Origin of the sequence: Micromonospora sp. NPDC048839, assembly GCF_040649915.1 — a bacterium.
GTDB lineage: Bacteria > Actinomycetota > Actinomycetes > Mycobacteriales > Micromonosporaceae > Micromonospora.
Genome location: NZ_JBEZGL010000001.1, coordinates 25,082 through 37,299, shown reverse-complemented (window position 1 = coordinate 37,299; position 12,218 = coordinate 25,082). Strand labels below are relative to the sequence as shown.

At 72.7% G+C, this 12,218-nt stretch carries 12 protein-coding genes; 5 read left to right on the top strand and 7 right to left on the bottom strand.

The window, feature by feature from the left end:
* Positions 1–55: 55 nt before the first annotated feature.
* Positions 56–1,534 carry an NCS2 family permease gene (locus AB0C25_RS00180; protein ID WP_357369000.1) on the bottom strand — a complete coding sequence of 493 codons (1,479 nt, stop codon included), beginning with the start codon at positions 1,532–1,534 and terminating at the stop codon, positions 56–58.
* 88 nt (positions 1,535–1,622) lie between these two features.
* On the opposite strand from AB0C25_RS00180, the gene AB0C25_RS00175 reads away from it, so the two are divergent.
* Complete coding sequence (locus AB0C25_RS00175) at positions 1,623–1,868, top strand: DUF2530 domain-containing protein (protein WP_357368145.1); 246 nt, start codon at positions 1,623–1,625, stop codon at positions 1,866–1,868.
* A 37-nt stretch (positions 1,869–1,905) separates the two neighbouring features.
* Here AB0C25_RS00175 and AB0C25_RS00170 read toward each other — a convergent pair whose 3' ends face one another.
* Positions 1,906–2,745: a DUF3027 domain-containing protein gene (locus AB0C25_RS00170; RefSeq protein ID WP_357368998.1), complete on the bottom strand. Its 840-nt coding sequence runs from the start codon at positions 2,743–2,745 to the stop codon at positions 1,906–1,908.
* An 88-nt stretch (positions 2,746–2,833) separates the two neighbouring features.
* On the opposite strand from AB0C25_RS00170, the gene AB0C25_RS00165 reads away from it, so the two are divergent.
* Together AB0C25_RS00165 and AB0C25_RS00160 are read left to right on the top strand one after the other, a co-directional pair.
* On the top strand, positions 2,834–4,435 hold the full coding sequence (locus tag AB0C25_RS00165) for an MFS transporter (protein WP_357368144.1): 1,602 nt from the start codon (positions 2,834–2,836) through the stop codon (positions 4,433–4,435).
* Positions 4,432–5,082 (top strand): futalosine hydrolase, encoded by a 651-nt coding sequence (locus tag AB0C25_RS00160; protein WP_357368143.1) that lies wholly within the window; start codon positions 4,432–4,434, stop codon positions 5,080–5,082. The genes AB0C25_RS00165 and AB0C25_RS00160 overlap by 4 nt, the downstream gene beginning before the upstream one ends.
* Here the strand turns inward: AB0C25_RS00160 and AB0C25_RS00155 are convergent, their stop codons facing one another.
* Positions 5,083–5,925 carry a helix-turn-helix transcriptional regulator gene (locus AB0C25_RS00155; RefSeq protein WP_357368142.1) on the bottom strand — a complete coding sequence of 281 codons (843 nt, stop codon included), beginning with the start codon at positions 5,923–5,925 and terminating at the stop codon, positions 5,083–5,085.
* Positions 5,926–6,474: 549 nt separating this feature from the next.
* On the opposite strand from AB0C25_RS00155, the gene AB0C25_RS00150 reads away from it, so the two are divergent.
* Entirely contained in the window at positions 6,475–7,305 is an 831-nt protein-coding gene (locus AB0C25_RS00150) for a 1,4-dihydroxy-6-naphthoate synthase (protein WP_357251864.1), read from the top strand.
* Here the strand turns inward: AB0C25_RS00150 and AB0C25_RS00145 are convergent.
* Together AB0C25_RS00145 and AB0C25_RS00140 are read right to left on the bottom strand one after the other, a co-directional pair.
* Positions 7,266–7,652, bottom strand: coding sequence for a cold shock domain-containing protein (locus AB0C25_RS00145; RefSeq protein WP_074316242.1), 387 nt, complete (start codon positions 7,650–7,652; stop codon positions 7,266–7,268). The genes AB0C25_RS00150 and AB0C25_RS00145 overlap by 40 nt on opposite strands.
* Positions 7,653–7,679: 27 nt before the next feature.
* Complete coding sequence (locus AB0C25_RS00140; RefSeq protein ID WP_357368141.1) at positions 7,680–8,303, bottom strand: HAD family hydrolase; 624 nt, start codon at positions 8,301–8,303, stop codon at positions 7,680–7,682.
* Positions 8,304–8,387: 84 nt separating this feature from the next.
* Between AB0C25_RS00140 and AB0C25_RS00135 the strand changes: the two genes are divergently transcribed.
* A complete protein-coding gene (locus AB0C25_RS00135; protein ID WP_357368140.1) occupies positions 8,388–10,871 on the top strand; it encodes a helicase-associated domain-containing protein in 2,484 nt (827 codons plus the stop codon).
* Positions 10,872–10,898: 27 nt separating this feature from the next.
* Here AB0C25_RS00135 and AB0C25_RS00130 read toward each other — a convergent pair whose 3' ends face one another.
* A complete protein-coding gene (locus tag AB0C25_RS00130; RefSeq protein ID WP_357368139.1) occupies positions 10,899–11,147 on the bottom strand; it encodes a hypothetical protein in 249 nt (82 codons plus the stop codon).
* A 98-nt stretch (positions 11,148–11,245) separates the two neighbouring features.
* A complete protein-coding gene (locus AB0C25_RS00125) occupies positions 11,246–12,133 on the bottom strand; it encodes a L,D-transpeptidase family protein (RefSeq protein WP_357368138.1) in 888 nt (295 codons plus the stop codon).
* Positions 12,134–12,218: the final 85 nt, after the last annotated feature.

Sequence of the window (12,218 nt, the reverse complement as noted above, 5' to 3'; positions counted from 1 at the left end):
AGGTCAGTGCTGTTCCGGGCGGGGAGTCCCGTTCGACTCCCCGCCCGGACACGCGTCAGAGCACGAGCGATTCGATGGGTCCACGCAGGAAGTACAGCACGAACAGCGCGGCCACCCCGTACAGCAGCGGGTGGACCTCCCGGGCCTTACCCCGCACCAGCTTGAGCACCACGAAGGTGATCAGGCCGGCACCGATGCCGTTGGAGATGGAGTAGGTGAACGGCATCAGCACGATCGTGAGGAACGCCGGGATGGCGATCTCGTAGTCGGACCAGTCGATCGTCCGGACCGCGGTCATCATCAGGAAACCGACCACCACCAGGGCCGTCGAGGCCGCCTCGAACGGCACGATCACCACCAGCGGCGCGAGGAACATCGCCAGCAGGAAGAGCACGCCGGTGACCAGGCTGGCCACGCCGGTCCGGGCACCCTCGCCGACACCGGCGGCACTCTCGATGTACGACGTGTTGCTGGAGGTGCTGGCCGCACCGCCGGCCGCCGCCGCGATCGAGTCGACGAGCAGGATCTCCTTGGCCCGGGGCGGGGTGCCCTGCTCGTCGAGCAGGCCACCCTCCTGGCCCACCGCCACCATCGTGCCCATGGTGTCGAAGAAGTCGGTGATCAGCAGCGTGAAGACGAACATCAGCACGACGACCCAGCCGGCCCGCCCCCACGAGTCGAACAGGTTGAACTTGCCGAGCAGCGACAGGTCCGGCAGGTCGACCACCGTCTTCGGCAACTCCGGCACGTTCAACGCCCAGCCCTTGGGGTTGGGCTTCCCGTCCACGAACGACGGGCCGATGTTGCCGATCGCCTCCAAGATCACCGCCAGCACGGTGGAGGCGAGGATGCCGATCAGGATCGCGCCCTTCACCCGGCGCACCAGGAGCACCAGGGTGATCAGCAGACCCACCACGAAGACCAGCAGCGGCCAGCTCACCAGCTTGCCGCCGATGCCCAGGCCAACCGGGACCGTGGTGTTGGCGGCGTCCGGGAGCCGCCGGACGAAGCCGGCGTCCACCAGACCGATGATGGTCAGGAACAGCCCGATGCCGACCCCGATCGCGGTCTTCATCTGCGTCGGCACCGCACGGAACACGGCGGTCCGCAGACCGGTCAGCACCAACACCGCGATGATCACACCTTCGATCACCACCAGGCCCATCGCGTCGGCCCAGGTCATCTCGGGAGCGATCTCGTACGCGACGAGCGCGTTGACACCCAGACCGGCGGCGAGCGCCAGCGGGAATCGGCCGACCACACCCATCAGGATCGTCATCAGGCCGGCGACCAACGCGGTCCCGGCAGCCAGCGCGGCAATCGGGAGGGTCTTGCCGTCACCGTCGACGGCACCACCCAGAATCAGCGGGTTGAGCACCACGATGTACGCCATCGTGAAGAAGGTCGCCAGGCCGCCGCGTACCTCACGGCTCACCGTCGAGCCACGGGCGGAGATCTCAAAGAACCGGTCGAAGCTGTTACGCGGATGAGCGGGGTTGGGAGGTGTGCCGGTCTCGGGCGGCGCTACTGCCATCAGGTCCTCGCAGGTGATCTTCCGGTTGTCGCGCGCATCGTCCCAGATCACCAGCGGGCAGGGGAAGTGGATCGCGTACGCTTGCCGAATGCCGAACGAGCAGCCGCCGCGGCCGGCACCACTGGACCCGCCGATGGTGCCGTTCGCTCTCGCCGGGTTGATCGCCTGGGCGGTGGCCGGGCTGGTCCTGCTGATCTTCTTTCGGGGCTGGTTGACCGACCACGGTCATCAGAACTGGCTCTGGACCTGCCTCGCCGGTTTCCTGTGGGGCTTCCCGGGCCTCGCCGTGATGCTGCGGCACGACGCCAACCGTCGCCGCCGTCGCGCGAACTGACCTGACCACTGCGCCCGGGTCACCCCGGCGCGAACGGTCAGGAGTGCCCGTACGGCTCCGCCGGCTCGGCCGCCTCCACCGAGCCCGGGGCGCGACTGACCGACATGGCCTCCACCGCGCTGTCGTCGTACACCGTCGGTAGTTCTTCGACGGCGGTCTCGGCCGCCTCGATGAGCGTCTCGGAGTGGGCGCCGCAGCCGTGGTCGGCGCTCACCACCCGGCCGTCGTCCGGTGCGTAGAAGTTGCCACAGGCCCCGAACGCCTGCCGCATCGCACCGGCCAGCGGCAGGTAGAACCCGCAGGTGCCGCAACGGGCAGCGGCCGGCGCGGCGGTGGAGATGGGCGCGGCGGGGCCGTGGTCGCCGTCATACCAGCGCTGCGCCGCCTCGATGCGGCCCTCGCGGGAGAGCACGCGCGCCCGCCCGAGGCCCAGCTCCCACGCCGTCTCCTCGACCGCCGGGTCGTCGGAGAGCAGGTAGCCGGGGACCAGTCGATCGTCATCCGGCGCGGTGGGCAGCAGATCACCCGGACCCAGGTCGCCCGGCTTGAGCCGCTCCTGCCAGGGCAGCCAGCCGGGCGCGAGCAGCGCGTCCGGGCCGGGCAGCAGCACCGTCTCGCAGATGGTCACGGTCTTGCTGCGCGACACCCGGGTGACGGTGACCGCCCACCGCCAGCCGCGATAGCCGGCGAGGAGGCACTCGAAGTAGTGGGTGACCAGGCGTTCACCTTCGGCCACGACCTGCAGGTGGTCGCCGACGTCGTCGGCGTCCACCTCGGTGATGCCAGCGCGGGCCACCTCGACGGCGGCGGCGCAGACCTGGTCGAGACGGGCGGCACGGGTGGAGGCGGGCCTGGTCACCTGACCATTGTTCCCCATGCGCCCCGCAGGGGTGACAGTGACTCCCGGGGAACCTTTCCCCGCGGTGGTGCGGCGTACCCGGATCAGATGGGCGAGGATGGTGCACATGCCGTCGTACTCCCGCTCCGGGCGATCCGTCCTCGGGCGCACCGTCGGCACCGCCATTCGCGCCATTCGCCTGCTGCTGCGTGGTTCGGTGGGCAGCGGCCGCTGGGTGACCCGGCGGGCCGGCCGGGCCCGGGCCCGGGGTGCTGGCGGCGAGGTCGGCATGGTTCGCCTGTTCGATCTGCACGCGGTCTCCTGTGCCGGTGACACGCTGATCGCCATCGGCCTGGCCGGGACGATCTTCTTCAACGTCCCGCTGGGCGAGGCCCGCAGCAAGGTCGCGCTCTACCTGCTGGTGACCATGGTGCCGTTCGCCATGCTCGCCCCCGTGGTGGGTCCGCTGTTGGACCACTTCCGGCACGGCCGGCGCTACGCGCTGGCCGCCACGATGCTCGGCCGCGCGTTCCTGGCCTGGTTGATCTCCGACTACATCCACGGCTTCGGGCTCTATCCGGCCGCGTTCGGGGTGCTCGCCCTGTCCCGGGCGTACGGCGTGGCCCGCTCCGCGGCGGTGCCCCGGTTGTTGCCGGAGGGGCTCGGTCTCTCCCAGGTGGGTGCCCGGGCCAGCGTCTACGGCACGGTCGCGGGCGCGCTGGTGGCGCCGATCGGGTTGGCCGCGTTCTGGTTCGGCCCGCAGTGGCCGCTACGCGTCGCGTCGGTGATCTTCCTGATCGGCATGGTGATCTCGCTCCGGTTGCCACCGAAGGCCGACTCGGAGCCGCCGGAGCGGGTCCCCCGGCCGCTACGCGCGCTGGGTCGACACCGCGGCGACCGGCCACTGGGTCGGGGGCGGCCCGCCGGCCGGCTGGTGATCGCCACCCTGATCGGTTCCGCGACGCTACGCGCGGTGTACGGCTTCCTGCTGCTCTTCCTCGCCTTCGCGATCAAGAAGGGCGACCTGACCACTGTGGCGTTCGGCCGGGATCTGGGCGCCGAGTGGGCGTTGGGGTTGGTCGGCGGTGCGCTCGCGGTCGGCACGTTCCTGGCCACCGCCGTCGGCACCCGGCTGCGCATCCACCGACCGACCGCCATCCAGTCCAGCAGCATGATCATCGTGGCGGGAGTGGCGGTGCTCACCGTCATCCAGTTCTCGCTGGTGATGGTCGCCCTGCTCTGCCTGGTCGCGGCGTTGGTCAGCGGGATCTCGAAGCTGGCCGTGGACGCCTCGATCCAGGAGCGCATCCCGGAGCGGCTGCGAGCGAGTTCCTTCGCCCACTCCGAGACGGCGTTGATGCTCGCCTTCGTCGCCGGTGGAGGGCTCGGCCTGGTGCCGTTCGACGGCCGGGTGGGTATCGCGGTGGCCGCCGGTGTGGGCGTCCTGGCCGCGATCCGGGGTGTGCTGGTCGCCGCCCGCCTGCGCGGCGAGAAGCTGGCCGGCCGACCACTCGGTGACGACGAACTGACCGAGGACGAGCCGGCCGACGAGCCCGAAGACGCGACGCCCACCTCGCCGGCACCGGCGCAGAGCAGCTCCCCGTCGTACGAGGATCCGAGCCTGGCCCCGCCGGGCTACCACATCTACCGGCCGTCCTCCGCTGTCGGCGGCCCGGGTGGCGGCGCCGACGAGGAGACCCGCCGCGAGTCCCCCGGCTCGCTCTCGTGACTGGTCTGCTGGTGGTGACGGCGGTGCCGGCCGAAGCGGACGCGGTCCGCGCCGGGCTGACCGACCCGACCGTGACCGTCGCCCCGGTCGGTGTGGGTCCGGCCGCCGCCGCTGCCGCCACCGCACGCCTGCTGGTGCTGGCCGAGGCCGCCGGACGGCCGTACCGCGCGGTGGTCAGCGCCGGCGTGGCCGGTGGCTTCACCGGCCGGGCCGAGGTCGGCGCCACGGTGCTCGGCACCGCAAGCGTCGCGGCCGACCTGGGCGCGGAGTCACCCGACGGTTTCATCCCCGTCGACGAGTTGGGCATGCCACTCGCGCTGCTCGGTACCGGCAGCGTGGTGCCGGCCGACCCGATCCTGCTGGCCGCACTGCGGGCCGCCCTTCCCGGGGCCACGGCTGGCCCGGTGCTCACGGTCAGCACGGTCACCGGCAGCGCCGCCAGCACCGAAGGGCTGCGCCGCCGGCATCCGGAGGCAGTCGCCGAGGCCATGGAGGGGTACGGCGTGGCGGTCGCCGCAGCGCAGGCCGGGGTGCCCTTCGCCGAGCTGCGCACCATCTCCAACCCGATCGGCCCCCGCGATCGCGACGGCTGGCGCCTGCGCGAAGCCCTCACCGCCCTCACGGCGGCGGCCCCGGCGCTGCGCTGACTACGACCGAGGGGGACGGACGTCGAGCGTGAGCGCCGACGGCCGACCCGCCTGCACCTCGAACCCGCAGGCGAGCAGGAAGAGCACGTTGCCACCGTCGGCTGTCGCGTGCACGGTCCGGATGTCAGCGACTGCCATCTCGCTGGCCAGCAGCTCGATCAGCCGACGCGCGATGCCCAGCGTCCGGAGGCCGGGCGCAACGACAACGCCCTCCAGCACCAGCTCACGTCGGTCGCCCCAATCCTCACCGAGGAGGAGATCCAGGCTTCGCTCGTGGGCCCTCAACTCACCGACCGGCCCGGCCCCGGGCAGCTCGGCGAGAAAGTGCCACGACGTGGCCGGCAGCCCTTCGAGGGCGCGCCGAAACCGCACCTGGGCCCGCGCCTGTGCCCGCAACCGCCGCTCGTCACGTCGCGCCCGATCGAGGTCGTAGGTCAGCTCCGGGACGCGCACCGGCCACAACCGCCGCGGAAGCGTGTAGGAGTGCACCCACCAGGCACCGGGCCAGTCCTTCAGGGTCAGGACCCGACGGACGTCGAGGTGCGCCGGGTAGCGGCGGCCGGCCTCGTCCCGCAGCTCGTGGTCGGGCGCCGGTGGTGACTCGTCAACCGCCGCGGCGGAAGAGGCGTCGGGGAGCTTGAGCACGAGCTCACCGCCAGCAGCGCGGACCAGCCGCTCCACCGTGCGGAACGCCGGCCCGGCACCCTGCCCCGCCTCGATGCGCGCCAACGTGCTCTTCGGGATCCCGGACTGCTCGGCCAACTCGCGCTGGCTCAAGTCGGCACGTCGACGAAGATCCCGCAGGGCCGCCCCCACGTCGATCGCACCCTTGTCGGCAGCCACCCGTCCATGGTTTTCCGGTCAGCTCGCGCCGTCAACAGCATCAGCCCGCCTGTGGATAACCCTGTGGACAGCGTCCCTGCCGCTGTGTACATCCTTCCCTCAGCACCTGTAGAGCTGCCCCGGCAGTGGGGCAAGAGGGGGTGCACCTCGCCGGCACGGCCACGGCACGGCCACCGCACGGCCACGGCCACGGCACGGCACCGCCACGGCACAGCACGGCACGGCACGGCCACGGCCACGGCCACGGCCACGGCACAGCATGGCGCGACACGGCCCCGGCACCTCGCGGACGCCGGCGCGCCCCACAGCTGGGGCAGCTCTACAGGGAGCAGAGGTGACGACCGTGCCCCGGCGGCGGCGCGCGGACAACAGGCAGCCAGGACCCGACGGCGGCGCGCGGACAACAAGCAGCCAGGACCCGGCGGCGGCGCGCGGACGATCGGCGGCCGGGACTGGCGGTCGCTCGCGGACAGGCGGTGGGTGCCCGACAGGTCACAGGCACCGGACCGCGCCGACCGGACACGCTGGGGCGGGGCTAACGTGACGGGCGTGGCGCTCTCTCTGGCGATCTCGCCCTGCCCCAACGACACGTTCGTCTTCCACGCCCTGGTCCACGGGCGGGTGCCCGGCGCGCCGCCGGTCGAGGTGACGTACGCCGACGTGGACGTCACCAACACGGCGGCCGAGCGGGGCGCGTTCGACCTGGTGAAGGTGAGCTTCGCGGCGCTGCCCTGGCTGCTCGACGACTACCACCTGCTGCCCTGCGGCGGCGCACTCGGTCGTGGCTGCGGGCCACTGGTCCTCACCAAGGGCGACCGCACCGACCTGACCGGTGCCACGGTGGCGGTGCCGGGCGACCGGACCACCGCGTACCTGCTGTTCCGGCTCTGGTCGGCCGGACGGCCGCCGGCCCGGATCGAGGTGGTCCCGTTCCACGAGATCATGCCGGGCGTCGCGGCGGGCCGCTACGACGCGGGGCTGGTCATCCACGAGGCCCGGTTCACCTACCACCGGCACGGGCTGACCGCCCTGGTCGACCTGGGCGAGTGGTGGGAGGCCGACACCGGGCTGCCCATTCCCCTCGGCGCGATCCTCGCCCGCCGCGGCGCGGTGGACCCGGAGGCCGCGGCCGGCTGGGTCCGCGAGTCGGTCCGCCAGGCCTGGGCGGACCCGGCGGCCAGCCGGGAGTACGTGCTGGCGCACGCCCAGGAGATGGAACTCGACGTGGTGGACCGGCACATCGGCCTCTACGTCAACGAGTTCACCGCGGACCTGGGCGAGGCCGGTTTCGCCGCGGTGGCGGCACTGCTCGATCGAGCCGCCACCGCCGGCCTGGTGCCTCAGACCTCCAGCTCGCGTGCGACCGCGTGGACGAGCTGAGCGATCTTCTGCGCCGCCTTCTTGTCCGGGTATCGACCGCGGCGCAGGTCCGGCTGGACCTTCGCCTCCAGCACCTTGATCATGTCTTCGACGAGGCCGTGCAGCTCCTCGGCCGGCCGACGGCGCAACTCCGCCATCGACGGCGGCGCGTCCAGCAGCTTGACTCCCATGGCCTGCGCGCCCCGGCGACTGTCCACCACACTGAAGTCGACCCGCTGGCCACCCTTGAGGTCGGTGACACCCGCCGGCAGCGCACCCTTGGGCAGGAACACGTCGCCGCCCTCGTCACTGGTGACGAAGCCATATCCCTTGGCCGTGTCGTACCACTTCACTCGACCCGTAGGCACCTGAAAACCCCTGCTTCACTTGAGCCGCTACTGCTCCAAGGCTAGCTGGATCATGCCGTCGAGCGCCGCCGGGAATTCGGTGAGATCGTCCAGCACCACATTCGCCCCGGCCGTGCGCAGCTCATCGTGGGAGCACGGGCCGGTCGCGACCCCGATGCCGGGCACCCCGGCGGTCGCCGCCGCGACCATGTCCGCCACGTGATCACCGACGTAGTGGGTGGCGTCGTGTTCCCGTAGGGCCGTCGCCTTCTGCTCGGCGAAGAGGTCACCGGCCAACTCGTCGACCGCGAGGCCCAGGTGGTCCAGGTGCAGGCGGGCCAACCGGCCGATCTTGGACGTGACGACAAGCACACGTCCGCCCCGGGCACGGATCGCGTCGATGGCCTCGCGCGCGCCCGACAACAGGACAGAAGGGGTGATCGCGTACGCCGGGTACAGCTCGCGGTACACCCGTACGGCCGACTCGATCTGCTCCGGCGGGAACCAGTGCGCGATCTCGGTACGCAGCGGCGGACCGAGCCGCGACACCGCCAACTCGGCGTCCACCGGCACACCGGTCCTCGCGGTCAGCGCCCGGTAGGCCGCGGCGATGCCGGGGCGGGAATCCACCAGGGTCATGTCGAGGTCGAATCCGACGGTCAGTGCGGGCATGTCGAGAAACCTACCCGGCGACCCCCGGTCGGCCGGACGTCCGAGGGGCGCGGAAGCCCACTGCCGGGCTAGCGTGGAAACACGATGACCACCTCACTCGCCGACCACCTGCGGTCGCTGCCCGACGAGTCACTGGCCGCGCTCCTCCAGCTGCGGCCCGACCTCGTCGTGCCCGTGCCAGCCGACATCTCCGCCCTGTCCATCCGGGCACAGTCCCGGGTGTCGGTGGCCCGCGCGCTGGACGGGCTGGACCAGTTCACCCAGCAGATCCTCGACGCCGCCCGCCTCACCCGGGACCCGGACGACGGCACCACGGCCACCGACGCCGTACTCGCCCTGGCGACCACCGGGCCGCACCCGCCCGCGCCGACGGCCGTCCGGGCCGCCGTGGGCCGGCTGCGCGCGCTCTTCCTGCTGTACGGCCCGGAGCACGCGCTGCACGTGGTGCCCGCCGTCGACGAAGTCTCCCCGTACCCCGCCGGGCTCGGCCGGCCAGCGGCGGAGCTGGACCCGCGCACGGCCGCGCTCTGCGCGGACCCGGCAAAGCTACGACGGACGCTGCTCGCCGCCCCGCCCTCGGCCCGGGCGATCCTGGACCGGTTGGCGGCTGGTCCGCCCGTGGGCAGCGTGCCCCCGGGCGCTCTGCAGGCGCCGCCGCTCGGTGCGGAGGATCCGGTGCTCGCCGACCCGACAAACGGTGGCGCCCCGACCGGTTCCCCGGTGCGGTGGCTCGTCGACAACCGGCTCCTGGTCCCCGTGGCGACCGGCTCGTCGACGGCCAGCGGCACGGTGGAGCTGCCCCGTGAGGTCGGCCTGCTGCTCCGCCGCGACAGCGGGCCACTCGGGCCGCTGCGCACCAGCCCACCGCCGGTGACCGCCGCGCCGCGCGAGCCGAAGGCTGTCGACTCGGCCGGCGCCGGGCAGACGATGGAGGTGGTCCGGCACACCGAAGGGCTGCTGGAGCAGCTCGCCGACGAGCCCGCGCCGGTGCTGCGCTCGGGTGGCATCGGTGTGCGGGACCTGCGACGGCTGGCGCGTACCGCCGGGCTGGACGAGTCGACGACCGCGCTGCTGCTCGAGGTGGCGTACGCGGCGGGGCTCGCGGGTGAGCTGGAGATGCCCGGTGCGACCACCAGCCGGTACGGGGCGGACCAGCAGGTGCTGCCGACCGGCGGGTACGAGGTGTGGCGGGCCGCCTCGCTGGCCCAACGATGGGAGCAGCTCGCCCGCGCCTGGCTGAGCATGAGCCGGCAGGTCGGGCTGGTCGGCCGCCGCGACGACCGGGACCGGCCCATCACCGCGCTCTCCGCCGAGGCCGAACGGGCCAGCGCGCCGGCCACCCGGCGGGCGGTGCTCGGTGTGCTCGCCGACCTGGAGCCGGCGACCGCGCCCACCGCCGAAGAGGTGCAGGACCTGTTGGACTGGCGGGCGCCGCGGCGCAGCCGGGGCCGGGACGCCGCCCACCGGGAGGTGCTGGCCGAGGCGGCGCAGCTCGGCGTGACCGGGCTGGGGGCACTCACGTCGTACGGTCGGCTGCTGCTCGGTGACCTGACGTCGGCCGACGAGCGGGGCGACGACCCGCTGGGCGTACACGCCGACGTGGAGAGCGGTGACCCGTCCAGTGCCGCCCGAGCCCTGGACGCGCTGCTGCCCGCCCCGGTCGACCACTTCCTGGTGCAGGCCGACCTGACCGTGGTGGTGCCCGGCCCACCCGAGCCGGCGCTCGCCGCCGAGTTGGAGGCGATGACCGAACTCGAGTCGGCCGGCGGGGCCAGCGTGCACCGGGTCACCACGGCGAGCGTGCGGCGTGCACTGGATTCCGGCTACACGGCCGACGACCTGCACGACGTGTTCCGGCGACGGTCGCGTACCCCGGTGCCGCAGGGGCTCACCTACCTGGTGGACGACGTGGCCCGTAAGCACGGTGGGCTGCGGGTGGGGCTGGCCGGTGCGTACCTGCGCAGCGACGACGAGACGCTGATCAGCGAGGTGCTGGCCGACCGCCGGTTGGAGTCGCTGGCTCTGCGCCGGCTCGCACCGACGGTGCTGTGCACGCCGTACCAGGTTGGTCGGTTGTTGGGCGCGCTGCGCGACGCCGGGTTCGCCCCGGTGCAGGAGGACGGCACCGGCAGCACCGTGCTGGCCCGGCCACGGATCCGGCGGGCCCCGGCCCGGGTGTCGATGACCACCCGGACACTCGATCCGCTGGCCGTCCCGAAGCTGCCCATGCCCCGGCTGCTCGGGGTGGTGGAGCACATCCGGCGGGGTGACGCGGCGGCGCGGGCGGCCCGGCGGGCACCGGCGGTGGTGCGGGGCGGGGCGGCAGGGCTGGGCGGCGGCCCGGTGCCGGCGCACACGCACAGCGAGGCTCTGGCGGTGCTCCAGCAGGCGGTCCGCGACAAGGCGCTGGTCTGGGTCGGTTACGTCGACGCGCACGGGGCAACCGCGTCCCGGCTGGTCAAACCGGTGTCGATCGGTGCGGGCTACCTCCGCGCCGAGGACGAACGGACCGAGATGCTGCACACGTTCGCGTTGCACCGGATCACCGCGGCGGTGCTGGCGGACTGAGCGGGGCGAGGTCGTTGGGCTGGTCGGTCAGCGGCGGCTGCGGCTGCGGCTGCGGCGTACGGTGCCGACCACCGAGATGACCAGAAGCAGTGCGAAGCCGGCGCCGGCGGACTCCCCGACCGAGTCGACGAAGCCCTGGCGCAGCACCAGCCAGCCGAAGAGGAACCACCCGAGGAGAAGCGTCGCGGCGACGGCATAGGCGAGCACTGTCGCACGGGACACCTCGTCGGGTGGAGCTTGTTCGTGTTCTGGGATCACCTCACGGTCGACCGTCATGCCCAGCCTCCCCGCCCGGTCCGGCCCTGGCCTCCCAGCGTGACACTCGTTGGGCCGGTCGGACAGGGGGTTATCCCCCGCGATTCGCTGGGCGTCGGTCAGGTGCCGGGCCGGCGGCCGATCAGCACCACCCGGGTGCCGACCCTGCCCAGCTCCCACATCCGGACGGCGTCGGCGTGCAGCAGGTTGAGACAGCCGTGCGAGCCGATCGACTTGTCGTGCAGGTAGGTGGTGGTTTCGTGGAAGCCCATGCCCTGGGTGAAGTGCTGCCAGTACGGCAGCCACACCTCGTACGGGTCGGACCACTCCTTCGGGTTGCGGAAGTTGATGGTGAACGTGCCGGCCGGGGTGCGGTAGCCGGACATTCCGGTGCGGGTCACCGTCGGCGGCATGATCACCTTGCCGCCGCGGACCGCCCAGACGGTCTGCCGGGTCAGGTCCACGCAGAACGTGGTGCCCGTGCCGGCCTTGCACCGTGCCGGGTCGGTGGTGGCGAGGCGCTGGGCCACGTCGTACGTGGTTGGTCCGGCGCGACCCTCGACGGGGCGGATGCCGTACCTCTTCTGGAACTTCTTGATCGCGGCGCAGTCAGCGGCGGACTGCCGCCCGTCCACGGTCACGGCCCCGAATCCGCCCAGTCGGGCCAGGTAGGTCTCCACCTCGCGCTGGTGCTGCCCCTGGGGGCAGCCGGCGACCGTCGGCGTACCGGTGCCGGTGGTCGGCTTCGGCGACGCGCTGCCTGTGGGTTTCGGCGCCGGAGACCGGGTTGCCTTCGGCGTCGGGCTGGGTGCGGCCGGTGTGGGCCGGCCGCGCTGGTCCGGGCCGGGCGTGGCGCTCGCCCCCGTTGCCTGTTCCGCCGCACCGGCTGGGGCCGCTCCCCCGCCACCACTCCCACCGGACTGCGGATCGAACGCGCACGCACCGACGCCGACCAGCACAACCACCGTCAGGGCGACCAGTCGGGAGGTGATCCGGACTCGTTGCATTGGAACCTCCCCAGCCATCGTCCCTTTACTAGACGTTCGTGAGTGCCGTCACGGTTGCGGCCGGTGCGCATCTTTCTTCGGGGAT